General features: G+C 68.6%; 20 protein-coding genes and 3 pseudogenes. 5 read left to right on the top strand and 18 right to left on the bottom strand.

The window, feature by feature from the left end:
• Window positions 1-17: 17 nt before the first annotated feature.
• From OG242_RS00360 to OG242_RS00350, 3 genes are read right to left on the bottom strand one after another with little or no spacing between them, the layout of a single operon-like run.
• A complete protein-coding gene (locus tag OG242_RS00360; protein ID WP_405896198.1) occupies window positions 18-1,388 on the bottom strand; it encodes a cytochrome P450 in 1,371 nt (456 codons plus the stop codon).
• Entirely contained in the window at window positions 1,382-2,452 is a 1,071-nt protein-coding gene (locus OG242_RS00355; RefSeq protein ID WP_405896197.1) for an alpha-hydroxy acid oxidase, read from the bottom strand. Before OG242_RS00355 ends, OG242_RS00360 begins: the two co-directional genes overlap by 7 nt.
• Window positions 2,449-4,023, bottom strand: a complete 1,575-nt coding sequence (locus tag OG242_RS00350) for an NAD(P)-binding domain-containing protein (RefSeq protein ID WP_405896196.1) — start codon at window positions 4,021-4,023, stop codon at window positions 2,449-2,451. The genes OG242_RS00355 and OG242_RS00350 overlap by 4 nt, the downstream gene beginning before the upstream one ends.
• 62 nt (window positions 4,024-4,085) lie before the next feature.
• On the opposite strand from OG242_RS00350, the gene OG242_RS00345 reads away from it, so the two are divergent.
• Window positions 4,086-5,600, top strand: a complete 1,515-nt coding sequence (locus OG242_RS00345; RefSeq protein WP_405896195.1) for an aromatic amino acid ammonia-lyase — start codon at window positions 4,086-4,088, stop codon at window positions 5,598-5,600.
• Between the two features lie 4 nt (window positions 5,601-5,604).
• Here OG242_RS00345 and OG242_RS00340 read toward each other — a convergent pair whose 3' ends face one another.
• The 4 genes from OG242_RS00340 to OG242_RS00325 form a co-directional block, all read right to left on the bottom strand.
• Complete coding sequence (locus OG242_RS00340; RefSeq protein ID WP_405896194.1) at window positions 5,605-6,858, bottom strand: sensor histidine kinase; 1,254 nt, start codon at window positions 6,856-6,858, stop codon at window positions 5,605-5,607.
• A complete protein-coding gene (locus OG242_RS00335; protein WP_405896193.1) occupies window positions 6,855-7,535 on the bottom strand; it encodes a response regulator transcription factor in 681 nt (226 codons plus the stop codon). Before OG242_RS00335 ends, OG242_RS00340 begins: the two co-directional genes overlap by 4 nt.
• A gap of 299 nt (window positions 7,536-7,834) precedes the next feature.
• Window positions 7,835-8,179, bottom strand: a complete 345-nt coding sequence (locus OG242_RS00330; protein ID WP_405896192.1) for a hypothetical protein — start codon at window positions 8,177-8,179, stop codon at window positions 7,835-7,837.
• A gap of 477 nt (window positions 8,180-8,656) precedes the next feature.
• Window positions 8,657-8,854 carry a hypothetical protein gene (locus tag OG242_RS00325; RefSeq protein ID WP_405896191.1) on the bottom strand — a complete coding sequence of 66 codons (198 nt, stop codon included), beginning with the start codon at window positions 8,852-8,854 and terminating at the stop codon, window positions 8,657-8,659.
• Window positions 8,855-9,011: 157 nt separating this feature from the next.
• Between OG242_RS00325 and OG242_RS00320 the strand changes: the two genes are divergently transcribed.
• Both OG242_RS00320 and OG242_RS00315 read left to right on the top strand, forming a co-directional pair.
• Complete coding sequence (locus OG242_RS00320; protein ID WP_405896190.1) at window positions 9,012-11,354, top strand: tetratricopeptide repeat protein; 2,343 nt, start codon at window positions 9,012-9,014, stop codon at window positions 11,352-11,354.
• A gap of 305 nt (window positions 11,355-11,659) precedes the next feature.
• Window positions 11,660-11,887, top strand: coding sequence for an e9imm peptide (locus OG242_RS00315; protein WP_405896189.1), 228 nt, complete (start codon window positions 11,660-11,662; stop codon window positions 11,885-11,887).
• A gap of 4 nt (window positions 11,888-11,891) precedes the next feature.
• Here the strand turns inward: OG242_RS00315 and OG242_RS00310 are convergent.
• The 5 genes and pseudogenes from OG242_RS00310 to OG242_RS00290 all read right to left on the bottom strand — a co-directional run.
• Window positions 11,892-12,091: pseudogene (locus tag OG242_RS00310) on the bottom strand (IS5/IS1182 family transposase); the annotation flags it as partial.
• 199 nt (window positions 12,092-12,290) lie between these two features.
• Window positions 12,291-12,530: a transposase gene (locus OG242_RS00305; RefSeq protein WP_405896188.1), complete on the bottom strand. Its 240-nt coding sequence runs from the start codon at window positions 12,528-12,530 to the stop codon at window positions 12,291-12,293.
• A 165-nt stretch (window positions 12,531-12,695) separates the two neighbouring features.
• Window positions 12,696-13,019: a DUF3592 domain-containing protein gene (locus OG242_RS00300; RefSeq protein ID WP_405896187.1), complete on the bottom strand. Its 324-nt coding sequence runs from the start codon at window positions 13,017-13,019 to the stop codon at window positions 12,696-12,698.
• A 130-nt stretch (window positions 13,020-13,149) separates the two neighbouring features.
• Window positions 13,150-13,697: pseudogene (locus tag OG242_RS00295) on the bottom strand (transposase); the annotation flags it as partial.
• Window positions 13,698-13,719: 22 nt separating this feature from the next.
• Window positions 13,720-14,472 (bottom strand): alpha/beta hydrolase, encoded by a 753-nt coding sequence (locus OG242_RS00290; protein WP_405896186.1) that lies wholly within the window; start codon window positions 14,470-14,472, stop codon window positions 13,720-13,722.
• Between the two features lie 139 nt (window positions 14,473-14,611).
• Here OG242_RS00290 and OG242_RS00285 point away from each other — a divergent pair.
• Window positions 14,612-15,046 (top strand): annotated as a pseudogene (locus OG242_RS00285) (helix-turn-helix domain-containing protein); the annotation flags it as partial.
• A gap of 438 nt (window positions 15,047-15,484) precedes the next feature.
• On the opposite strand, the gene OG242_RS00280 reads toward OG242_RS00285, so the two are convergent.
• The 4 genes from OG242_RS00280 to OG242_RS00265 all read right to left on the bottom strand — a co-directional run bounded on the left by OG242_RS00280 (window position 15,485) and on the right by OG242_RS00265 (window position 19,712).
• The gene (locus OG242_RS00280) at window positions 15,485-15,724 is read right to left on the bottom strand and encodes a hypothetical protein (protein ID WP_405896185.1); all 240 of its coding nucleotides are present in this window, start codon (window positions 15,722-15,724) and stop codon (window positions 15,485-15,487) included.
• Window positions 15,725-16,013: 289 nt separating this feature from the next.
• A complete protein-coding gene (locus OG242_RS00275) occupies window positions 16,014-16,562 on the bottom strand; it encodes a hypothetical protein (protein WP_405896184.1) in 549 nt (182 codons plus the stop codon).
• 21 nt (window positions 16,563-16,583) lie between these two features.
• Window positions 16,584-17,726, bottom strand: a complete 1,143-nt coding sequence (locus OG242_RS00270) for a ferritin-like protein (RefSeq protein ID WP_405896183.1) — start codon at window positions 17,724-17,726, stop codon at window positions 16,584-16,586.
• Between the two features lie 72 nt (window positions 17,727-17,798).
• A complete protein-coding gene (locus tag OG242_RS00265) occupies window positions 17,799-19,712 on the bottom strand; it encodes a GMC family oxidoreductase (protein ID WP_405896182.1) in 1,914 nt (637 codons plus the stop codon).
• Window positions 19,713-20,840: 1,128 nt separating this feature from the next.
• Between OG242_RS00265 and OG242_RS00260 the strand changes: the two genes are divergently transcribed.
• Entirely contained in the window at window positions 20,841-21,101 is a 261-nt protein-coding gene (locus OG242_RS00260; RefSeq protein WP_405901468.1) for a hypothetical protein, read from the top strand.
• A 177-nt stretch (window positions 21,102-21,278) separates the two neighbouring features.
• On the opposite strand, the gene OG242_RS00255 is transcribed toward OG242_RS00260, so the two are convergent.
• Complete coding sequence (locus OG242_RS00255) at window positions 21,279-21,809, bottom strand: EF-hand domain-containing protein (protein ID WP_405901467.1); 531 nt, start codon at window positions 21,807-21,809, stop codon at window positions 21,279-21,281.
• Between the two features lie 494 nt (window positions 21,810-22,303).
• The gene (locus OG242_RS00250; protein ID WP_405896181.1) at window positions 22,304-23,644 is read right to left on the bottom strand and encodes a hypothetical protein; all 1,341 of its coding nucleotides are present in this window, start codon (window positions 23,642-23,644) and stop codon (window positions 22,304-22,306) included.
• Between the last annotated feature and the right edge of the window lie 743 nt (window positions 23,645-24,387).

Here is a 24,387-nt window from a genome sequence, read left to right as displayed (position 1 = left end):
GCACGGTCTTTCGGGCGTCATCCGTTCCCTCTTTCCGGGAGGCGGACGGGGCATCCTCCGGCCCGCCGCTCGTCGAAGTACCGTCTCGCCGGGCGCTGCCTGCGGGCGTGCAGGACCATGACCGTGCCGAGGACCAACTGGCGCACGCCACGGGTGACGTCCTCCACCCCGTCCCGCAGCCGGACGAACCGGCGCAGCGCACCCAGGCTGCGCGCTCCCGGCGGCAGGGCGCGCGGAACCAGCAGACAGGGCGCCCGGTGCGGAATGGAACGGGTGTGCGAGGCCGTCGAGTCCAGCCGGAACCGGCCCACCACCTCCCGCACCGCGGCGCGCAGTACCAGTGGCGACAGCCGCCAGGCCGGACAGGGCCGGTTCGCGGCAACACCGTACGGGATGTGGTGGACATCCCTGGCGGCCAGACCCGCCCAGCGGTCCGGGTCGAACTCGTCGGGCCGTTCGTACCCGGTTGCGTGGTAGCCGGGGTAGCTGAAGCACACCACCGACCCCGCGGGCAGCACCGTCTCCTCGTCCAGGGGTATCTCACCGGTGGTGACGCGGTGGGCGATGCCGAACAGCGGATACATGCGCATGGTCTCGTCGAGCACCCGCGTCAGGTACCCGTCGTCCTCCGGATCCGTCCGAAGGCGCCGCTGCACGTCCGGGTGGCGGGCGAGGGCGAGCAGGACGTGTGCCGTCGCCTCGGACAACTGCACGACCGCCGTGTTGAAGAAGGTTCCCTGCAGATAGTGCACCTGCTCCGGGAGCGACAGGGAGGCCGGCAGCCGGTGCGGTACGTGACCGGCCGCGACCCGGCCGTGCAGGTAGACGGTCAGCCGGGCCCGTCGGCGCGGATGACGCAGACCGGTGCACTTCAGCGCGGTGATCACGTCATTGGCGTGCGCGGTGATCAGCCGCCGGGCCTCGGGCGGGCACGGCTCCCGGAACACGAGCTCGTAGCAGAACGCGGCCCATGCGGGCATCATCAGATCCCGCAGCCGTACGAGGCTGATCCGGTTGTCCGGCAGGACGTCCAGCACACCGGCGACGGCGCGGGCGGCCGCCGCCGTGAGATCGGCCGAGTTCCCGGCGACGATGCGCCGCGTCGTCGCAGCCACGTCCTCGTAGCGCCGGCCGGGCTCCAGATGCTCCTGGTGCACCTCGGGCCCCGGCGCCAGCCAGTACCAGAACAGGTCGGACAGACCCGCTCCCTCGCTCCGCCCGTTCGCGTGGGGATGGGCGTAGACCTGCTCGAACACCTCCGGCCCGTGCGTGGCGCTGGGGAGGGTCACCACCCGGTCCCCGTTCACCTTCTCGAAGATGCGCACGCGCAGCGCCACCACAGCGCGCGGCAGCCACCACGTGTCCGTACCCGTCCGCGCCCTCACCACGTCCCGCCCTTCCGTACGACCATGCCGGGCCTCAGATCGGTGTTCCGGCACCCGCCGCACAGGGCGAGCGTGTGGGCGTACTCGTCGCGCAGCGTCGTCAGGACCTGCCGCACTCCCGTCTCCCCGTCGGCGGCCAGGCCCCACAGCACGGGGCGCCCGACGCCGACGGCGCTCGCGCCCAGTGCCACCGCCACCGCGGCGTCGCTGCCCCGGCGCACCCCGCCGTCGAGCAGGACGGGCACCCGGCCCGCGACCGCGCGGGCGACGGCCGGCAAACAGTCCACGGCAGCGGGAACCGTGTCGCATTGACGGCCCCCATGGTTGGAAACGATCACCCCGGCGGCCCCGTGCTCGACGGCCAGCCGCGCATCGTCCGGATGCAGGACCCCCTTCACCAGCACGGGAAGCGGCGTACGTGCCACAACCGCCGCGAAGTCCGGCCAGCCGGGCACCGCGGACATGGGAATGGCGGTGAGAGCGCCGGGCCCGGCGCCTGGGAGGTCACGCATGTTCTCGGCGGCGTATCCGGGCGGCAGGTCGCTGAACCCGTTGCGCAGGTCCCTGGTGTGCCTGCCGAACACGGGCGAGTCGACGGTGATCACCAGGGCCGTGCAGCCGGCGTCCTCGGCGCGCCGGACGAGCGCCCCGGTGACCTCCTCGCCGGGGTGCAGATACAGCTGGAACCACACCGCCGGATCCGGGGCCGCTTCGCGCGCCGCCGCGACCACGTCGGCCACCGCGGTCGTCGCCGCCGTTCCCGTCACCAGAACGGCGCCCTCGGCCGCAGCGGCCCGGGCCGTCGCCCGCTCGCCGTCGCGGTGGACCAGCCGGTGGAACGCGGTAGGTGCCACGAACACCGGGGAAACCCGCGGTGCGCCCGGCAGACCGACGGAGGTGTCCCGCTCCTCGCCGCCACTCAGTACCCGCGGCAAAAGCGCGTACCGGCCGAAGGCACTCTCGTTGTCGGCGAGGACGCGTTCCTCGTCCGCGCCCCCCGCCACATAGTCGAAGACGACCGGGTCCAGCACCTGCCGGGCCCTCTCGCACAGTTCACGGAGCGTCACGGCGCCACCGGCGCGACGGGGCTGCGCCGGGCGGTCAGGAAGGCGTCCAGCGGGGCACGGTGGACCTCCCTGCTGTCCCACTCGTTCTCCAGGTTCTCGGTGAGGTGGTGGTCGGCCACGAACTCGCCGTTCCGGTACCAACGGACGACCGGATGCAGATAACGGCCGTCCAGGCCCGACACGTCCTGCTGGGACTTGCGACCCGCGGTGACATCGAAGGGGTCCACCCGGTCGTGGTCCTCCCCGTACTCCAGGGTGATCACCGCGTACGCCGCCACCTCGCCGAAGTCTCCGTCCCGCACGGCCCCTGGCACGTGGTCGACGGGCACCTCCTCGGCGTAGCGGAACGTACCGTCCGGGGCAAGGAGCAGGAGGTCACCGAGGACGGCGAACTGCTGCCACAGCGCCGAGGACCGGTTGACCCGGCGGATCACCGCGTCGACGGCCCGCTCGGTGGAGTCCCCGAGCGCCGTCGTCGGCCACGGCACGCCGGCGTGGCGCTGCCGCAGCCCTCGGTGCAGCGCGCGCACCGCGTACCGGAAACCGTGGATGAAACCGGTCGTCGCCTTCCCGAAGGAGCGACCCTGCATCAGTGTCCCGGCGAAGTACAGGCCGGGTACGTTGACGGACTCGCCGAGCGGTGTGAGCGCCGGGAAACGGCCGTCGACGACGAGGTCCGGCACGCAGGTGTCATCAAAGACCGAGGTGTCGAACCGAAAACCGGTGGCGACGATCACCCGGTCGTAGCGGATCTCCCTGACCACCTCGTCGACCCGCTCGAAGGCGACCGGCACGTGAAAGCCGTCCTGTTCACGCCTGATGGCCAGGACCCTGCCGTCGAGCAGGGCGTTCTGCGACTTCAGCTGGTAGCTGTCCAGGAAGTTGTTGTAGACCGCGCGCAGATGCCCCACATAGTGGGTCCGCCAGGCCATCTTCAGCGAGCCCGAGCCAACGAGGTGGATGACCGCCGCGGTCTCCATCAGGTTCTCCGCCGTTTCGAACGCGGAGTTGCCCCGGCCGATGATGAGCACCCGCTGATCGGTGAAGGCGTGCGGATCGGTATCGATAGTGTCGTAGCGTTCGGCCAGTTCCACGCCCGGAATCGCGGGCAGGTTCGCGACGGGCATTCCGGTGGCGACCACGAGATGCCGTGCCCGCCACACCTCGCCGGTGTGACTGGTGACGGTGAACCCCTCCTCGTCCCGTGAGACCTTCTCCACGGCGGTGTCGTACCGCACGCGTGCTCCGGTCCGGGAAGCGAAGTCCGACAGATAGCGCACCAGGTCGTCGGCCGGCGGGAAATAACGCGGGCTGTAGCGGGTGAACAGCAGCTCCGGGTCGTCGCTCAGCAGGGAGTTCCAGTCCATCCGCAGCCGCAGTTCCGGATCGTCGTAACCCGTGTGCACCTTGTTGTTCGAGATGAGGGAGCGGTGTCTGGGAAACCGCGTGAAGAACGTACCCGGACCGCTGCCGCGCTCCAGGACGACGTAGTCCGCGCCGTCCCGCTCCAGCAGGGAGGCGAGCTGGAGCCCGCCGGGCCCCGCACCGATGATCAGGTAGTCATGGGTCATGCCCCGGAAGCTAGCCACCCGATTTCAGAGCGCTCTGAGATTCCCCGCCTACGTTTCCGGACGTGCCCACCACCCCGGACCCTCTCCCGCTCACCCACCCCCTGGACTCGGCCGCCCTGCGCCGTGCGGCGACGCCGCTCACCGTCACCGTGGACGCCCGAACCCGGTCCCGCCTGGACCGCGGCCGCCGCTTCTTCCACGGCCTGCGGCACGACGAAAGCGGCGAGGCCCGCCCGATCTACGGCGCCACCACGGGATTCGGCGCGCTCGTGGGATACGCCGGCCGCCCCGACGAAGCTGACCAGTGCGACAACACCCTGGCCCACCTCGGTGCGGGCCAGGGGCCGGACCTGCCGCAGGAGATCTGCCGCGCCGCGCTCCTGCTGCGCACCTGGTCCCTCGCCCAAGGGTTCTCCGGCGTATCCGCCGAGGTCGTCGACCGGCTCGCCGCCATGTTCGCCACGACGTTCTCACCGGCCGTCCCCCGCTACGGTTCCGTCGGAGCGAGCGGCGACCTCATCCCGCTCGCCTACGCCACACAGGCGCTCCGTGGCCGCGGCCACGCCTACCTGGACGGCAGCCGCATGCCCGCCGGCCAGGCACTGACGGCCGCCGGACTGCACCCGCTCGCCCTGGACGGCCGCGACGCGCTCGCCCTTGTGAACGGGACCTCCGTCACCACCGCCGCCCTGGCTCTGGCCCGCGACGCCGTCCGCACCTCCCACCGATCGCTCACCACGCTCACCTGCCTCCTCGCCGATCTGCTGGGCTGCGACCCCGGCTTCCTGGACGACGACCTCCTGCGGGCGTACGGACACGCCGGAGCGGCCCGGACCGGCGCGCGCATGCGACAGACCCTCGCCGGCCTCAGCCCCTCGGGTACCCGACCGCTCCAGGAGCCGTACAGCATCCGCTGCACCCCGCAGCTGCTCGGAGCCGCGGAGGACGCGCTGCGCTACGTGGACGGTGTGGTCAGCGCCGACCTCGGCGGCGTCAGCGACAACCCGCTGTTCTTCCCCAGTCATGACGACCGGGAGGGGAAGGTGGTGCACGGCGGCAACTTCTTCGGACAGCCCGCCGCGTTCGCGGCCGACCTGCTCGCCTCCGTGACCGCCCAACTGGGCAACCTCGCCGAGCGCCAGCTCGACCTGCTGACCGATCCCGCGCGCAACGGCGGACTGCCGCCGATGCTCGCCACCGCACCGGGCCTCCAGCACGGGCTGCAGGGCGTGCAACTGGCCGCCACCGCATTCGTCGCGGAGATCCGCCGCAACGCCACACCGGCCGGCATGCAGAGCCTGCCGACGAACCTGCACAACCAGGACGTCGTCCCCTTCGGTACCCAGGCCGCCCTGCGCTCCTACGACATGGCGGAACTGCTGGACCTGCTGACCGGCTCACTCGCGCTCGGCCTGCGCCAGGCGGCCCACGTCGGCGCCCGACGCCCCACCGCGCCCCGGTGCGCGGAACTCCTCGACGCCCTCGTCGAGTCGATTCCCCCGGTCGACCCGGACCGTCCTCTGGACGCGGACGTCCGCGCCGCGGCCCGACTGCTCGCCGCACACGAGTTGCCGTGACGGGCTACGCTCCGGCCCGCTGCGATTCGGCCGGCTCGGAGGGCGGGGGCGGGCACTCCGGCAGGCGGATGGTGAACCGGGCGCCGTGACCGGGACGGCCGGCGGCGGCGACGGTGCCCCCGTGACGCGTGACGACCTCCCGTAGCAGCGCGAGCCCCAGCCCGTACCGCCCGCCGTCGCCGCTACCCCGGTGGAACCTCTCGAACAACTGCTCCACCGCGGCGGGCTCGAATCCGGGCCCGGTGTCCGCGACGGCCAGCACCACCATGCCACCGGAGCGCGAGAGTGCCATCCCGATCCGCCCCTCCGCCGGGGTGTGACGGATCGCATTGGACAGCAGTTCACCCACGGCTCGGCGCAGCGCCGAGGGGATGCCGTCGACGAAGAGGGGATGCGACGGGTCGTCGACGACGACGGTGAGGCGACGCGCCCGCACCCGGTCCGCTTCCTCGGCCACCACCGACCGGGCCAGCGCGACCAGATCGACCGGCCGGCGCTCCGACCGCCGCGCCGGACCCGCGGCAATGCTCGCGGACAGCAACAGGTCGTCGAGCACCTCGCCGAGCCGGCCTGTCGAAGCGACCAGCCGGGCCAGCCTGTCGCGGTGCGAAACCGGCAGATCCTGGCCGGCCGCCTGCCGCACCAGCATCTGCGCCCGCGTGTGCACCTGGGTGATCGGGGTACGCAACTCGTGACTGGCGTCCATGACGAACCGGTGCTGCCGGGTCAGGGCCTCCGCCAACGGCGCCACGGCACGACGGCCGAGGAACACCCCCGTGACGGCTGCGGCGAGCAGCCCCACCGCCTCCGCCACCGCCAGCGCGAACCACAGATGGCTGCGGTCGGCCAGCTGGAAACGCATGTCGAACACCGCCTGAACCACGTCTCCGTCGGCCCGGGGCTGGGTACGTACCAGATAGACCGTACGGTCGCGTTCCACGGTGCGCTCCGTGGCCTCGCCGGCGCGGCGGACCTCTGCCAGGTCGGCGCGGATCGGAAATCCGGCCGGGGCATTGGACAGGGGTTCCACGCCGGGCGCGTAGAGCCAGGTGCACACAGGAGGCTTGGCCGGATCGCCGTACATCGCCCCGTAGCGCAGCTCGCGCCACACCTGGTCGTTCTGCGCGTCCACCATCACCGTGTGCGCGACCCCGCCGACGATCGTGACTAGCAGTGTGATGATCGCTCCGGTGATGACAGTGATGCGCAGGCGTGCCCGCCGTACCGCCGTCCACTCGGCCGGAGCGGACGGGTTCACAGCGCCCCCAGCCGGTAGCCGAGGCCGCGGACCGTGCGCACGACCTGTCTGCCGAGCTTGCGGCGCAGGTAGTAGACGTAGGTGTCGACGATGGACGACGCGGGCGCCTCCTGGAACACCAGCCGGCGCAGCTCCGCCCGCGAGTGCACGGCTTCGGGGCGCGAGGCGAGTGCCCACAGCAACGCGAACTCCCGAGCCGCGAGGGCGACCTGCTTTCCGTCCGCCAACTCGACCTCCCGGCGGCCGACGTACAGCTGCCCCGAACCGATACTCAGGACATCGGCGGCTTCGAGCGCCCTGCGGCGCAGGGCCCGTAAGCGCGCGCCGAGTTCGTCGAGGTCGAACGGCTTGACGAGGTAGTCGTCAGCGCCGGCGTCCAGGCCGTCGACCCGGTCGTGCACCGTACCCATCGCGGTCAGGAGCAGCACAGGCGTACGCACGGAGCGGGACCGCAACCGGCTCACGAGGTCGAGTCCGTCGAGCGCCGGCAGGCGCCGGTCGACGACGAGCACGTCGTACGGCCGGGAGAGACCGAGGTGCAGTCCTTGTTGGCCGTCGGCCGCGACATCGACCGCGTACCCCTCGTCCCGCAGCACGTCGGCCAGCATGCAGGCAAGCTCCCGGTCGTCCTCGACCAGCAGGAGCCGCCAAGGGCCGCGCGAGCGCCTCTGCGCCACAGTTCCAACTCCCCTCGCCTTCCCCGCAACCTTTGACAACGCTCCCGTGGGGGACGGGGTTCCCCGTTCCGGAGCCGCTTCCTGATGGTTGGTTCCCGGTTTTCAGTGATTCCTCATGCGGTCTGTCAAGCCGCGCGTGCGGTAGGTGGCGTGACTTCATAGGTCCGTCCATCCCGCAGGAGGGCCCAGAGGACGTTGACGCGGCGGCGGGCGAGGGCGAGTACTGCTTGGATGTGGCGCTTGCCTTCAGCTCGCTTGCGTTCGTAAAAACGACGGGACTCGTTGCAGTGGCGGATGCTTCAACGTGGAGATGCACAAGACGTGTTGGAGTCTGTGGTTGTAGCGACGTGGCTGGCGAAGTCTGTCCTGATCTTGCCGGCGTTACCGAGGATCATGCCCAAGCCGGGCGTGCTGGTGAGCACCTCGAAGTCGCGGTGCTCACGGAACCGGGCCTCGATCGCCTCCAGGTTTCGAGCCGCCTCTTCGAGGAGTTCAGGTTCGTCGTTGACGACGCGTCGAGACAGCAGCCGACGGCCGTCCTGGCCCTGGGCGACGAAGTGACCTGGGGTATCGATCTGGCCGACAGCAAATCCCTGGGACTCAATTACGGCCGAAACGTGGGGACCATGCTGAAGACGCATCATTCACCCGGCTGGATACCGGCACCCCGAACCGCGGCCTTCACTCACGCTGTCCACCTGTTTTCCCAGGTGGACACCCTCGCTGCGGCACTGTTCAGGCGGCCGGTGCGGCCGAAGCCGTTGAAGCAGACGCCAGTTCTGCCCTTGGAGGCCCCGATGAGTGAACAACCGGCCTTTGCTGACCACGTCCGGCGGCCGCGGGATCCCGATGCCGTCGACGGATTTCGCGCGTACGCGGCCCGGACCCGCGAGAGCGCCGACCAGTTTGCCGCCGTCCTCGAGGACGGCGCTGCCGACCCCCGCGTCAGGTCTGCACGTCGTGGGAGGCACTGCGAGAGGTCCACCTCGCCCGGCTCGCCGCCCAATGCCCGGCCGTTGCCTGATAGGACGCGGTTACTGCGGGCGGCAGACGCCACAGGGGTGAGGCGTCTGCGCCGGGGCAGAACCGGTGCTTGCGGATCCCGAGCCGGATACGTCGGGTCACCGGCAGGCGGCCAGGGTAGCGGCCAGGGCAGCGGCGAGAGTGAGAGTGGCGGTGAAAGCCATACCGGCACGAGCGAGGGCAGCGGGGTAACTGGCGCCGTCCATGCGGGCCAATTTCCCCGCGCCGGCAGCGACCAGTACGGCGACGACGAGTACCAGGGCGATCGTGAGCAGGGTGGTAGCGAGGGTGTTCACAGGTTCCTCCGCGGTCTGGTCGGCCGGAGTGTCGACGGGTAGGACCGTGTCGGTTTTGGTGTTCGCCCAGGTTCACTGTGAGCGGTGCTGAACAATGCGGTGCAGGTCTGAACTCGGGGCCGTGTGATCGCCGTTGAGGGTGTGAGAGCGGGGGAGGATGACGCCAGAGGACGCTATGGCCGAGTTGCGCCGACAGGTGGACCGGGCTCGGGCTGCGGCCGGTGTGAGCAAGACCGCGTTGGCCGACCGTACGCGTCTGGGTCAAGTTCGGATCTCCCGGACCACGGTGCAGCAGTTCTTCCGCACCGACGGGCCAATCCCCAGCATGGACACCGTCACGGCCCTGGCTGATGCGCTGAAGCTTGATGCCCGCCCCTGGCTCGACCTTCGTGATCTTGCCGCCGGGACCCAGGCCAAGACGCCGCCGGGTCCGGCGCCATCCCGCTCCCGCGTGGGCAACGCCCGGTCGGCGGGGAGCGAGCTGCGTTTGGTCGGGCCGATTCCGCCACCCGCGCTGGCGTTCCAGCACCGCGGCGAGGCCATCCGGCTGCGCACGGTACTGGAGGGCGGTGGCACCGCCGTCCTCGAGGGTCGGCCAACGGCCGGACCTGCCACGGGGGGTGTGCTCTTCGGGATGGGCGGGGTCGGCAAGTCGCAACTCGCCGCCGACTACGCCCGCACCACGCTGGCCGAGGGAACAGTGGACATAGTGGTGTGGCTGACCGCTACCGACCGGTCAGCCATCGTCGACCAATTCGCCCAGGCCGCCCGCGAACTCTGCTCGCTCGGCGTGGAGGACCCGGAGGGGGCCGCCCGTGCCTTCCTGGCCTGGCTGACGCCGAGGCGTTCGACGGCCGTGGCTGTGAGGTGGCTGGTGGTGCTGGACAACCTCACCCACCCCGAAGACCTGCGAGGCTTGTGGCCGCCGGACAGTCCGCACGGCCGGACCCTGATTACCACCCGCCGCCAGGACGCCGCCCTCACCGGCTCAGGTCGCACCCGGCTGGAGATCGGCGTGTTCACCCCGGCACAGGCCGTAGCCCATCTCGTCGATGCTCTGGCGGCTTACGGACGGACCGAGCCCATCGATGAGCTGGCCAAACTGGCCGCGGACATGGGCTACTTGCCCCTTGCCCTGTCACAGGCGGCCGCCTACCTGGCCGACACGGGTGAGTCCGTCAGCGTCTACCGGCAGACGCTGGCTGACCGGGCCACCGCGCTTCGCGACCTGGCCCCCGATGTCCTGCCCGATCAGCAACCCCACGCCCTCGCCGCAGCCTGGGCCCTGTCCATCGACCATGCCGACAGCCTCCGCCCCGTCGGCCTCGCTCGCCCTCTCCTTCACCTGATCGCCCACCTCGGTCCGAACGGCATCCCCCATTCCGTCCTCACTAGCACGCCCACCCGCATCTACCTCGCTAGTCACCGGACCCGCGCAGCCGGTCAGGACTCCCCGGCTGAGCCGGGCGCCGATCAGGTCTCAGCAGCCGAAGCGGACCGGGCACTCAGCGCGCTGCGCCGGCTCAGCCTCATCACCCGTACCCCTGATGCCCCTGCCACGGCGGTACGAGCCCACCAACTCGTGCAGCACGCTGTCCGCGACACCCTCACCCCCGACCAACACCGCGAGACCGCCCGCACCGCAGCCGACGCCTTGGTCGCAGCCTGGCCTGACGTCGAACGCGATACCAAGCTCGCCCAAGCGCTCCGGTCCAACGCCATTGCTCTTGCCGAGCACGCCAAAGGCGCCCTTTACGAGCCGGCTGCCCACCCTGTACTCAATCTTTCCGGCAACAGCCTCGGGGTGGCTGGCCAGTTCCGTGCTGCCCGCGACCACTTTCGGCGGCTCACCGAATTGGCTATCGCCCACTTGGGCGACGACCACCCCGACACCCTCATGGCACGCCACAACCTCGCCTTCTGGCAAGGGGCGGCAGGAGATATAGCGGGCGCCGTGGCCGCCTGCACCGACCTTCTGGCCGACACGGCGCGGCTACTCGGCGAAGACCATCCCGACACCATGAGAGCCCGTGCCGCCCTCGCCGATCTGCAAGGATCTGCTGGCGATGCAGCTGGTGCCGAGGCCGTCTTCACCGGCGTGCTGGCCGACCGCAGACGGGTGCTGGGCGAAGACCACCCCGATACCCTTTCAGCCCGAAACAATCTCGCCATGTGGCGAGGATTGGCTGGGGATGCAGCGGGCGCAGCGGCCGACTTCACTGACCTGCTGGCAGACTGGAGACGGGTGTTGAACGACGATGACGACACTCGGGTCCTTGCCACCCGCCACAATCTCGCCAACTGTCAGGGTAGAGCCGGGGATGCGGCAGGCGCCGTGACCGCCTTTACCCGCCTTTACCCGCCTTCTGGCCGACCGCACGCGGAAGCTTGGTCAAGACCATCCAGACGTTCTCGTGACGCGTGCCGCCCTCGCCACCTGGCGGGGCGAAGCAGGGAACCCGGTCGGCGCCGCAGAGGCCTTCGGCGACCTATTGGCTGACTCGATCCGGGTTCTGGGTAACGCCCACCCCGATACACTCGCCACCCGTCGCAGCCTCGACCAGTGGCAAAGGAAATCAAGGTGAGCTCAACGCCACAGAGTCGCAAGGTGATGGCCGTCGGCCACCGCAGGGCGGGGACCCGCTGGCTCCCGCCCGCACCTCTCCGGCGACCCGCCCTTGCGCGCCCGCCTAGCAGGCCGTGTCCCAGGGAAGGCGCGTCAGCCAAAGCGAGCACGGTCTCAAGCCCCGTGCGCGGCGGAAGTAGCCGGATCCGCTCTTCGACTCCGCCTTTCTCGTAGGGTGGGTGCGGTTGCCGATGACCCGCGAGACGGCGATCACGCTGGTGCAGAAGGTCATGGATGTCGAGTACGACGAGGACGAGACGGCAGGGGTCCTGGACGAGCTCGACAGAGCTCTCGCCTGCCCGACTGGCTACGTATCCGATCTGATCTTCTGGCCCAAGGACGGGCAGGAGTCAACCGCTACAGAGGTAGTTGACCGGGCCCTGGCGTACCAGCCATTCGCACTGTGACGCAGCCTCGGTTGCTGTAGGCCTTGCCAGCGGCGACGTTGTCGGGCTTCTGCGGGGCCTGCCCGGCCCGGGGCGGGGAACGCGGATCCTCTCCAGCACCGGCTCGAGCTGGGGGCTGTCGCCCCGCTGTCCGGCTGTGACGATCAGGGCCAGCGGGCGGCAGCAGCCGTCGGCGCTCAGGTGGATCCTGCTGGTGAGGCCGCCCCCGAGCGGCCCAGTCCCTCAGCTCCTGCACCACCTCGACCAGGCGGGCGACCAGGCTCTGCCACGGAGGTTCGGCCTGGTGTTCCGCCGCTTCGCCCCCCTTTGAAGCGAACAGGGCACGACGTGGGTCGTTGCGCGCGCAGCCGCGTGCTGACGAGCGTGCACGCTGGTCGAGTCGACCGAGATGTCCCAGTCGACGTCACCCGCCGCGTCCGCCGCAGCCTGGACCCGCTGCAGCGGGTTCTGCATCCGCAGACCACAGCAGATGGCGTTCGTGAACCGTCTTCCACGGCCTGAAGCGTTCCGGCAGGTCACGCCACTGCACCCCGGCCCGCACCCGGTGCAGAAGCCTGTCGATCACCTGCCGATGGTCCTGCCACCCGCCCGCAGCGACCGTTGCCCACCGGTAGGAACGGCCGCAGCCGTTCCTACTCGGCATCCGACAAATGACCACGCGAACCCCGCCCGATGCCCGGACCAACGAGCCAGGGCTGAGTCAGTAACGTGATCGGCCGCTTGAGTGAGAGGGCTCTGGTGTATCAGATGTGCGCTGGCCCCGTCGTGTGCGGGCGGGTTTGGGCGCTTTCGATGCGTGGCGGCCGATCTAGAGGACGTGCACCGTCAGCACGACACTGAGGGCAACTCCCACCAGGGCCGCCATGTCGTAGTGCTTCCAGAATGGTTTGCGGGAAGCTAGTGCCGTCTCCGCGCGCCCAGGGGACATGGGGTCGTAGAGGAGTGCAACGCTGTCCCCTTCTCGGGTGCCGGCGGGGACGTGGTCTTCACCTGCACTGTGTGTCCGCTTGACACCGTCTGGCGTCGTGTAGCTCAGAAGGAACTGCGGGCCGCCCTTCCCCCGCCAATCACGATCGAAGCATCTAGCGATGACCTCGACGCCCCGGGAGCGAAGCGTCAGCCGTCGCCGCATCTGCCAAACCACGACCAGCAGCAGAAAAATTGCGACGCAGTCGTAAGCGATCGTGTCCTGGACCCTCAAAACTCCCCCAGTCTCGTAGTGGCACTGGTGAGCATTCAACCAGCCGTCGAGACCCCCTCCGGGGCTGCGCTACCGGCTCGCGAAGCCAGAGGATGAGTGAGGCGAGGTGGAGCGGCGAGCTTGTCGAAGCGGGTCGCGATCGCCCCGAACTGCTTGGCCGGGCGAAGCAACGTTCGACCACGTTGCGGGTTCTGTAGAGCTCACGGTCGAAGGCCGGTGGTCTGCCGCCGGTCTTCCCTCGCCGCAGGCGGTTGGCCTTCTGGTCGGCCCGTTCCGGGATCACGGCCTGAATGCCTCTCCTGCGCAGGGCCTGGCGGATCGCGCGGGACGAGCACACCTTGTCCGCGATGACCGCGTCGGGTCTGCGGCGGGCCACCCGGCACCGGTCCGGAACACCCTCAGCTCGTCCATGACCGTGTCGCACCCGACCGTCGCAGGCGAGATGGATCTTCGTGGTCAGCCCGTTGCGGGACCGGTCCGCAACCGCCGCGACACCCCGTTGATCACCTGCCGGTGATTTCGCCACGGCCGCCCACGACCAGCAACACCCGCCAACAGGGGCGCTATCCGCTCCCACGCCACATCCGTCACCTCGCCGAGACCCACCACAAGATCAATTACCAGACAGGTCCTAGCAGGCGCGAGGTGCGGAATTGGCGGCGCGGGCGAGGAGGTGGGCTGTCTGGCTTCCGGCCCGTACGGCGTGTTCGGCGTGGCTGGGTCGGCAGCGGCGCGACTCCGGGTCGTACTCGGTCATGATCACACCGGCGTGGTCGGTGTCGGGCTCGTAGAGCGAGGTCGGCCAGCCCCGGTGCTGAAGAGCCGCATGGAGTTGGCGTGACTGTTGGACGTCCACGACCGGATCAGTAGATCCGTGGATCAGCCAGACAGGGATGACCGGCAGCGATTGATCTGCCCTTGTCAGTTTGTCGATCGGGGCGCGGCCCGTGAGCGGTTCCGGTCGGGTGTATCCGCCGGCGATGCCGACGACGGCCTGAGGTCTCCAGTCGTCGAGTGCGCAGGGGTCCATGGCGGCAGCCACCGCAGCCTTGCTTCCCAGGGACCAGCCGGCGAGCGTGATCCGTCCGGTGTCCCCGCCGAACTCGGCTGCGTTCTGCTGGACGAACATGGCGGACTCGCGTAGGTGGGTTCGACCGCTATCGTCGGCGTCCGGCCTCCAGTCCGGGACGAAGCACACGACACCCAGCGAAGCCGCGCCCCGCGCGAGCGGCGCGAGAACGTCCCGCTCCTCGGGACCTCTTCCGTGCCAGAGCAGCACGACCGGCGAAGCCGCCAATGCAGTCGCGGGCCGATACACGTCCAAACGCTGTCCACTGGCTCCGTACACGAGCCCGCTCACCACAGCGACATCCACGGTCAACACAGCCCGCCCCGTTCCGCATGACGTCATGGCGCATCGTGCGCCCGGCCCCGACCCTACCGATCAGGCTGCTCACCCAGGCCCTCGAGGACAGGGCCAACCTTGCTTGTTTCGGCACTAGTAACTTGAGTCGAAGCCGGACACGGTCCGCACCATGCGGCGCCGCTTCCTCGAACGGGGCCTGGACGGCTTGTGTGACGACCGCGGCCCGGCGTCCCCCGGAAGATCACCGACGCGGACGTCGAGCGCGTCATCGTCAAGACGCTGGAGGAGACGCCGAAGAGCGCCACCGGTTGGTCGACCAGGTCTATGGCGGCGGCCACGGGCATGTCGCAGTCGACCATCTCGCGGATCTGGCGGGCACTCGCCCTGGCGCCGCACCGGGCCCAGACGTTCAAACCGTCTACCGCGACCCGCTGTTCATCACCAAGGCCCGCGACGTCGTCGGTCTCTACCTCGACCCGCCGGAGAAGGCCTGGTGCTCTGCGTGGACGAGAAGTCATAGATCCAGGCTCTCGACCGCTCCCCGCCGGTGCTGCCGATGATGCCCGGCGTTCCTGAGCGCCGCAGCCAGTCCTGCAGTGCGTCACTCCACAGCGGCTCGCCGTTGAGTGTGGGGAAGACGTTGTACGGGAACAGCACGGGGCCCGCCATGATGGTGCCGCGCAGGGCCCTGTGATGTCCACCGTGACTTGAGGTAGACGAGGGCTGCCTCGCGTTCCGCAGCGATCAGCGACGTGGAATCGTAGGCCGGCGTCGTGGTCACGTTGGTGGTCAGACCCACCTCCGCCAGGCCGGCCGTGTCGAGGGCTTCCCTGAGCTTTTCGTAGCGGGGTACGTCCCCCTTGGGGGTCGCCCGTGTCGTTCGGGAAGACGGGCATGTCGAATCCCGTGTACCCGAAGCTCCGCAGTTTCTCCATGTGCCGGACGATGACCTCGGTGTGCTGGGGATCGTCCGGGTGCAGATTGACGGTGAACATGAAGAAGCTGAGGTAGATGTCGCGCGCGCTCATCGCTACCATCCCAGGACTTCGGTGAGGTAGGCGCGGGCCATCTTGGCGTACTTCAGCGGGCATGCCGTGGCCGGGTCCTGTTCGGCCTCGACGACCAGCCACCCCTCGTAGCCGGCGTTCCCCAGCGTTGTGAGGATGGATCTGAAGTCGACCATGCCTTGCGAGTCTCCGGGCACGGTGAAGACGCGCTGCATGATTCCCTCCTGGAAGGAAAGGTGGTCGCTCTTCACCTTCTCGGCCACCGACTGGCGGACGTTCTTGAGATGAACCGGCTTGATCCGCTGCTTGTGTTTCCTTCAGGCCGCGCAGTTCGAGCGCTTCCTTGAGGACGGCGGGGTCGGCCGGGTACTTGTGGCCGATGCTGCAGCCCTGGAATCCGGCGAGTGCCTTCTCGCTCACGCATTGCTCGAACGGCATTCCGATGTCGATCTGGGGGGAAGTCGTCGTTCCACCACAGGGTCGGCGTGACGCCGAGCGACACCGTGTCGCGCCCCAGGTTCGGAACAGTGCCGGTCATTGCATTTTCTCCGCTCAGTGGTTCTCGAGTGTGGGCGGATTGGCCCACGACCCGTAGCCCGGCGCCTTCGCGCCGGACGGGTGTGCGCCGATCGCCCGCCACAGCAGGCCCTCGGTGTAGGCCTCGGGGGAGACGACGAACGGGGGTGTGCGTTCGTCGCTGTCCCCCGCGCGGTCCTCCCCGGCCTGCTGTTGTACGGGCGCGGCCTGCCCGGGCAGGCCTTCCTCGGGCTGGCTGGAATCCGGAACGGCGGGCTTCGCTCCGCTGCGGCCGGGCGCCGTCCAAGCCGCCACGTCCACGCGTCCCGTCAGTTCCGGGCCGTACCAGACACCGACGTACCAGAGCTTGATGATGCTCTTCACCACCGGATCGGCGGGGGTGGCGGAGGGAACGGACGAGATCGCCTTCTGGAGCGCGTCCCGCCCTTCTTGATCCATGACCGTTTCGTAGTACGCCTCCGCCTGACCGGTTCCCCACAGGTCGAACTCGTTGAATCCGGTGACAGTGGCAGAGAACTTCACGAATTCGCGCAGTTTCTCTTCTGTGGTCACTGTTCGCGTCACGATGCCTCCTCCTTCGACGGTCTAGATCTCGAATGTCGGGCCGGCGTGTACTCCTCCGTGCCCTGCGAGCGGGTTGCGGATGAGCCGGTTCATGCTGTCGCGAATGCGGAACATCTCCCAGACCGCCTTGAGCAGCAGGTCGGGCTGACCGTTGTAGGCCAGGTTGATATTGGTCAGGAAAGTGGCGTAGGACCGGTTGAATTCCTTGGCCGCCGCCAGGATTTCCGGTTCTCCCGCGAGATCCGCCAGTTTGATGTCCGGCTTCACCGGATAGGCGGCATCCCAGTCGACGTTCAGTTCTGGGCCGGAAGGAATGCCCGGCGTGTCGCCCTTCTGGTAGTACCGCCCCTTCTTCAGTTGCTGGAACCTGTAGTAGTGGGCGATTTCGTCCTGGCTGTCGAAGATGCCGCCGTGCAGCCCTTCGCCCTGCTCCGCGACGAGGGTGAGCGCCGCGACCGCGGTGTCGCGCCCCGTCACCTTGATCACATCGCCGCCACCCGAGTAGAAGTACTCGGGAGTCACCTGGCGAGCGGGATCGCCGGTGAAAATAGTCGTTCCCGCCTGACGGGCCTGGTCCTCCAGTTGGTTGATTCCCCGGATGATCTCCTCGTAGAACTCACCGATGCTCAGGAATCGCTGGGTGGGTTCTCCGGGGACGAGGCCCAGGATCGTGCCGGACTCCTCGAGTTCCGCCAGTTTCTCTGATGGCGGCGCCGCGCCGTCGGACGCCAGCCCCAGGGCCGCCCAGTCCATCGGTACGAACCTGTCCTCCTTGTCGGCTGCCTGCGCCGGCTTCTCGATCTTCAGGAATGTGTCGAGAGCCTCGCGGGAGAACGGCCGGAGATGTACCTCGAAGTAGTCGGGACCACACGGCAGGCGCGTCGGGTAGTTCGGTACGAAGCCGGGCTTGGTGAGGTCCGGAGTCCCGCCCACGGCGTTCATGACATTCGCGACCAGGGTGAGGTGCAGCATCTCCTCGACGGCCACGACCCTGATGACGTGCCAGGCATCCGAGTTCTTCCCCGGGTGCAGCGAGTAGAGGGCGGTCAGGTAGGGCGGGAGCGTCGCATGCTCCAACTGGAGCCCCTTGTACAGGTACTCGCGCAATTCCTCGATGGTCTTGATCTTGGAGTCCTGGGACGGCTCCGATTCTGAAACGGACATGTTCCCCCAATCGTGGGCGGTGGCGGTGGCGGTAGGCCGGTGTCGCACTCGGACCGCCGGTCTGTTGGCCGTCTAGCTGCGAATGGTGGCCGGTGCCTTCGCGGCGCGCAGGTACCTGACGATGTGGGTCGTACTGCGGAAGGCGAGCGCCGCCATGGTCAGGCTGATGTTGGAGGTGCCGATCGAGGGCAAGCTGCCGGGCCCGACGAGGTAGAGGTTGTCGTGGTCCCACGACTGCTGGGTATGGTCGACCACAGAGTTCGTCGGGTCGGTTCCCATGACGTGGGTGCCCGCGAGGTGGTTGCCGCCCACGATGTTGTACCACTGGCCGTCGTGCTCGACGGCGCTGTAGCGGTCCTTGTCGTACGTGGTCCGCTCCTCCGCGCCGAGCTTCGCGAAGATTTCGGTCGCGAGATTGCGGGCGAACGCGGCGCCCCGCATGGTGTACGGCGGGATCTTGAGCGACACGACCGGTTTGAGGTTGTCGAGGGCATCCTTGTACCGGTCGTCCACAGTCACCGTGTTGTTCCTGTCGGGCAGCAGGTCGATCATGAAGGCCAGCAGGAGCTGCCGGGAGACCTGGTTCCCGAGAGTACGGCGCAACTCCGCCCCGTACAGGCCCTGATTGTCGACCAGTTCGACCAGGTCCGTGTAGGGCGAGCCGGTCGCCCACCCCCAGCCGTCGTTGTGGATGTCCACACCGAATCCGGCCTGGGTACCGCGGAACCGCCCGCCGCGCAGGTCGGTGATGCCGCTCGTGCAGGACGTGCCTCGCATCGTGCCGGCAGGCTCGGGCAGCAGTCCCCAAGACAGCAGGTACGCATGGTCCATCAGGTTGCAGCCGATCAGCTTGCTGCGGCTCATGCGCTGCATGTCGGAGGCCAGCATGAGCCGGGCGTTCTCGATGGCGTGCGCGCAGAGAACGTAGACGGTGCCCTTCACCGTGTACGTCTCATAGCTATCGGAGTCGAGCGACTGGTAGTTCTTGACGGTGATACCGGTCACCCGGCCGTCCTGCTCGTTGACCTCGACCTTGGACGCGACTGCCTGCGTCACGATCTTGACGTTGCCCCTGCGGAGCGCCTTGGTCAGGGTCTTTCCCGCGTGATACTTGGCCTGCACGGGGCAGAGCGGGACGCAGTTGGTGTTGCCCTGACAACGCTCGCCCTCTTCCACCTGGCTCGTACTCACCGCGCCGACCGGGACGAAGCCCTTGCCGCCGTCGTACGCGGCGTTCGGCACGCCGTTGCGGGCCTGAGGAAAGCTCCGCACCTGGAGGGTGTAATCGTCGTCCGCCAGGTTGACCCGCATGCCGTCCACGCCTCGGGCGACCGTCTGGTCGAGGTAGGACGGCGGCATGCGGTGCATCGGGAACACGTATCCCTTCGGGAAATGCATTCCTAGATATGCCTGGTCCTCGACCTCGGCGGCTACGCCCAGTTCGGCCTCGGCCTGCCGGTAGTAGGGTTCCAGATCGTCATAGCTGAGCGGCCAGTTCAGGCCCTGGCCGTACTTGGTTTGCAGGTCGAAGTCCTCGGGAAGCATGCGCAGCGCTTTCCCCTCCCAATGCATGGAGGTGCCGCCGAGGACTCGGGTAAACGTGGTGTCCGAGCAGTACTTGTCCTCTTGCACGAGGTAGAAGTCGTCTCGGGGTGTGCCCGGATGCACCGGCATGGTGTCGGTGCTCCTGGGCATCCGGGCATTCGGGTTGAACGGGTACGGTGACTGGTTGTCCTTGATGACCGCGCCGTAGAACCGCGACAGGTACGACTCGTACTCGGCGAGGTCCAGGTCCTTGCCAGGTCCGGCTTCGACGATCAGCACCTGGTAGCCGGCCTGGCTCAGCTGCTCGGCAACGATGGAACCCGCCATGCCGCCGCCGACGATCACGGCATCCCACTCACCTCTCGCGGCCTCCGCTGCGCTGGTCTGCGTCGCGGCACCCGCTGGGAAGATCACCGGGTCTGTATCGTCGATCGACGTCATTGATGCCCCTTGTCGCGTCTGGGGGTGACCTCACCCCGATTTACTGGCCGAACAGCCCGTAGGCAATCCCCACCACTTGCCGGAACGGATGGTGATCGAACGGCTGTCGAAGGTCCGTCACCGCCGCCGATGGTGGAGGAGAACCAGCCCGGAATCCGGTTTCGAGCCGGGGAACCATGGCAGCGAGCAGTGCCCACCGATGAGCCGATGAGGACTTCCCGCCATCGCAGGGTAGGGCCACCCTGCGCTTTGCGATGGACCACACCTGACGCCGCGCGCTGATTCCGCCGTGGATCGCGGGAAGGGCCTCGGCACGAGGTTTGCATATGACGTGGTCACTCGCTCTACCGTGGCTGGGATCTGATCGGGAAACCCATCGATCGGGCGTAATCAGTGAGTCGATGTCAACTCAACAGATTGACAAGTCAGTTGAGCCTATTGATTAGAAACCCATGGAGTTCTCGTCCAGGATGTAGCGGACCGTGGGGCCACCGAGTAGCCGCGGACGATGCGCGGCTGTCGCTGGCGTCTACGGGGAAGCGGCGGTTTCGCGTAGTAGTCGTAGACGGTCTTGTACTGCGGGAAGTCGTGCGGCAGGTACTCCCGCGGGTGCCGGTCCATGTAGTTCCAGGGCCAAGGGGACGAGAGATGACCCTCGACGAGGACGAGCCGCAACCCGTGCGAAAGAACCGCTTCACCGCGGAACGGGGACACCAGTGCATCCGTGATGATTAGTTCGTCCTCGTTCGCGCCCGCAGCCCCCTTGGGAACCGTGACGTGCTCGACCACCTGGCCATGACGTGGAGCCGTCCTCCGCCGCAGCCGATCGGGGCGCCGGCACCGCCGTGCCGCGCACAGGGAGTGGGAGCAGGAGGGTGGCTGGCCTTCCTCACGGACCGTGAGGTTGTCCGGCGAGGAAGGGGCGGAGCAGCTGCACACCAATCCGGAACGCTCCGTCGGTACGGGATCGGCGCCGACGGCCAGGCGCTCGACGGCACCGTGATCCGGGGCCGGGCGGCGCTGATCCCGTAGGACCGTCGTACGGGACAGCTTGCTGCGGTTCAGAGCCACGTCCGAGCCCCCGGCGCGCTCACGCACGACCACCGCGGTGAAGACCTCCACGAATGGATCGAACTGGTCAGACAGCACGACCTGCCTGCCCTGCGACAGTTCGCCGACGGACTCCTCCACGATCGGGACGCGGTCATCGCCGGTCTGTCGACCACCTGGAACTCCAGCCAAGTCGAAGGCCAGGTGACCAGGGTCAAGCTGATCGAACGGAAGGGCTGCGGCCGCGCCAACCTCGACCTGCTCCGCCGACGCGTACTCCTTGCAGCCTGGTCCCACCACGAGACGATGACAAGGCCTCGCTGCGAAGCTTCTTCGTAGAACTCGCGAAGCGCGTCGAAGTGAACCCTTGAGGGGCTGTGGGGTGGTTTGCGCCGGGACTCCGCCGTGTTCTGAGTCGTCGGTAAAGGCGGCGGCGCGCGCCCGGTCCATCGGAAGCGGTGAGGTCCGCCCCGTCGGGTGCTGAGCCCCGCGGGGCGGGCACGTGGGTGTGGGCGGTCAGCTGGCTGGTGCTGTGACCAGGTGGTCCGCGATGCCTGCCGCATCGGGCCGGTAGTAGTCCTTGATGGCCTCGGCCCAAGCCGGGGCCGACGCCTGCTCCGCGTTGGCCGGCGTCAGGGCATCGAACAAGGCGAGGATGTTCGGCGGGGAGAAGCCAATGGCGGTCATGACCGCTACGAACGTCGACTGTTCGACCAGTCCGTCCCCGTCCGGGTCTGCGACCGCAGTGAGGGCGCGAGCGAACTCCGTGACCGCTGCGGAGAAACGCTCCGGCGCAAGGACGATGGCCTGGAACTCGGCGTAGTCGACTCGGCCGTCATGGTTGCTGTCGAGTTCCTCGGCCAGGGTCTGCCAGAAAGTTCGGAACGCAGTAACCATCGCCTCGCGCCTGCCCACGTCGGCTTCCGGGACTGCCGCCACCACCCTTTCCGCCATCAGCTCGAAATCGTCTGCTTCGATGAGCCCGTTCCCATCAGCATCGAACAACGTGAACACCAGTTGGACGCGCGCGATCGCTTCTTCCCGCATGGACATCTCACCTCTTTCGTCTCCGATATCGCACTGGACACCCTAGGGAGGAGCGGCCCCAGGCCGCGGTGTGATGCACGGCGTTCATACGAAGGAGTGGCCCGCAGCAACTTCGCGAGGTGTCACCCTTCATCGGGGACTGCATGCGGTGACGCCTCGGGCCGTGGGGAGGAGTGCTGTCCGTCCGTGATATCGCCGCGTGGTCATCCCGGATCCTTACGCCGTCCGGCCCTCGGCGAGTGGTCAAGCTCGGTGCGGCTGTGTGTACAGGGGGCACCCGGTGCCGGGATAAGCCCAGCGGCCGGAACGGCACGGCCAGTCCACGGACTACCGCAGCGAGTGCCTCGGGATCACGGAAAATGTGCCAGACGTCGGCCTGGCCGCCGATCCAGCGGAAGCGTGCGAGAACCGGACCACGCGCGTGAGACGTCATGATCGCGAGCCTGCGTTCGTACTGGCGGCCCAGGCAACTGGGTTCCCCGCTTGTGGCAGCTCTAAAAGGGTGGCTCCGCAGCGTATCCGCCCTCCCGGCGGAGGTCCTCTGTCCCTGCTTCGGAGTCCTGCCGTTCGTCGGCCGACTTCTGGGCGGCCCGCTGCTCGGCCACCGTGGGGTGGACGGCTATGCCCTCGGCGGCCTGTCCTTGCCGTACCAGGACCTCGAACAACTCCTCACGCGCCATGAGCGTGCCGAGTCCGCGCAGTTCCGTGGCGGCGGCCGTCAGGTCTCCGGCAGCGCTGAGGAGGCCGGCCCGGATGATCCCGGGGTCGGTCCATGGGTTCGGGTCCGTTTCGGCCACGGCGAGCGCTTCTTCGATACGGCCCAAATCGGCGAGAGCGTGGGCCCGCCACCAGTGCTGGAACTCCTCGTGGCCCCCGTGCGGCACGGTCAGCGGATGATCCAGGAGCCGCAGCAGCTCCTCCGGCTTGTCCAGCAGCAAATGGACCAACGGCGCCAGGAGGTTGGAGCAGTCGTACCAGCTGAATCCCGGCTCGGCCACCGCGATCGCGTCGTCCAGGCGGCCCTCACGGTGCAACAGCGCCGTGGACAGCCAGGACCGGTACCCGACCCAGCCGTCAAGGACGATGACCTCACGCATCACGGTCTCTGCCTCCGCGGCGCGGCCACGGTCCCAGAGAGCACCGGCGTACACATCCAGGAAGTCGTGCGGATGCCGCTCGGCCAGCTCACGCAGCTCCGCCAGCCGGCCATGACGCGCAAGGGCTTCCGCATAGACGGTGAGGGAGGCAGTAGTGGGGTCCGAGACTGCCGCCGCGCCGAGAACGCGGAGGGCCTCGTCGTTCCGACCGGAGCGTTCCAGCACCCGGGCTCGGAGCACATCGGTGTCCGGGGAGAGCAGCGCGAGCACTTGCTCGTCGTGGTCGGTGCCCTCCGTGATATGGACCAGCGCTGTACGGGCCGTTGGATCACCCACGTGCGGGACGAGCAGCTCGATGGCCTCATCGACGCGCCCCGCAATGGCGAGCAGCTCGGCGAAATCGCGGCACACAGCCGGTGAGGCAGCCCTGTCCTCATCCGCCAGCACCAGCTCCCGGGCCTCGCGCGTCCGGCCCGCCCGCAGCAGAACGCCCGCCTTCGCCCATACGGCTCCCGCCCACCCGGTCATGACGAACGGCTCCATCACCGCCAGCGCCCGCGCGAACTCGCCCGACTCGCACAGCTCCCGTACCGCGCGTTCCGCGCAGAACCACTCGCCACGCTCCACGGCGGCGCGGATCACCAGGTCCAGGTGCTCGCGCTCCAACAGCAGCCCGACCTTCCGGGGCGCAAGCCCCTTGTAGTTGCCGGCCTGCCATGCGAGGTCGTCTTCGTTCATGGGCGAAGCGTACGGACATGGCGCCGAGCCGCGTATTTCTCGAAGCGGACGTAGTGGTCGCGGTAGGTGGTCAGGCCGAAGGACCGGTCGCGGTCGACGGGCTGGGGTCCCTGCGTTGTCGGATTCCTGCCGGTCGTATGACTATGCGCCGGATGGCGAGCCACCGGCCCCGACCGCCGCGCTTCCGTGCGGGCGGGGCCGGTGGTTCCGCACTGGCGGCGAAGAGGTCATTCGCTCCCGTTCGGATTCTCGTGCGAGGCGGTCGCGTCCGGGTGGACGCTGAGCGCAGCAGTGGCGGTCGCAGCCCTTGCGCATGCCGCTCCTTCCGCGTACTCGTCATCCGACTCGGCGGGGGGTTGGCTGCCGCGTCGGTGCTGTGTGGGCTTGCCGGGCTCACTCCCATTCCCAGCCGGTGAGGAGTCTGGGTGGTGCTGCCATTGCTGGGCGATGGTGATGAGGGCGTCCCACGTCTCGGTGAGAGCGGACTCGTTGCCCCACTCGCGATATGCCAGGGCTTGGCCGCCGCCGGGTGGAGGTCGAGCAACACCCCATCGACCGCCCCGTCCTGCCCTCCCGGCCCTTGCGTGGCGCTGCTTCCAGGGGCGACCAGTCCGCGGTCGTGGTCCAGCGCGTTCCCCATACAGGCAAACCGTGTGCCCAACGACTGCCAGGCTGCCGCGCGGAGGCTGCTCGGCACCGTTGCCAAACAGCGTGCAGCCCAGTGGAAGGCACGAAGGCTGGTG

The sequence above is a fragment of the Streptomyces sp. NBC_00727 genome (assembly GCF_045161745.1).
Lineage (GTDB): Bacteria > Actinomycetota > Actinomycetes > Streptomycetales > Streptomycetaceae > Streptomyces.
The sequence above is the reverse complement of the archived record's forward strand: the minus strand, read 5'-3'. Positions and strand labels throughout refer to the sequence as shown.

Bases quoted from the DNA above. Each gene is read 5' to 3' on its own strand.
- OG242_RS00255 (WP_405901467.1), bottom strand. From the start codon at position 21,809: ATGCGGGAAGAAGCGATCGCGCGCGTCCAACTGGTGTTCACGTTGTTC.
- OG242_RS00250 (WP_405896181.1), bottom strand. From the start codon at position 23,644: ATGAACGAAGACGACCTCGCATGGCAGGCCGGCAACTACAAGGGGCTT.
- OG242_RS00270 (WP_405896183.1), bottom strand. From the start codon at position 17,726: ATGTCCGTTTCAGAATCGGAGCCGTCCCAGGACTCCAAGATCAAGACC.
- OG242_RS00330 (WP_405896192.1), bottom strand. From the start codon at position 8,179: ATGATGCGTCTTCAGCATGGTCCCCACGTTTCGGCCGTAATTGAGTCC.
- OG242_RS00300 (WP_405896187.1), bottom strand. From the start codon at position 13,019: ATGCGGCGACGGCTGACGCTTCGCTCCCGGGGCGTCGAGGTCATCGCT.
- OG242_RS00350 (WP_405896196.1), bottom strand. From the start codon at position 4,023: ATGACCCATGACTACCTGATCATCGGTGCGGGGCCCGGCGGGCTCCAG.
- OG242_RS00305 (WP_405896188.1), bottom strand. From the start codon at position 12,530: ATGCCGAGTAGGAACGGCTGCGGCCGTTCCTACCGGTGGGCAACGGTC.
- OG242_RS00265 (WP_405896182.1), bottom strand. From the start codon at position 19,712: ATGACGTCGATCGACGATACAGACCCGGTGATCTTCCCAGCGGGTGCC.
- OG242_RS00320 (WP_405896190.1), top strand. From the start codon at position 9,012: ATGACGCCAGAGGACGCTATGGCCGAGTTGCGCCGACAGGTGGACCGG.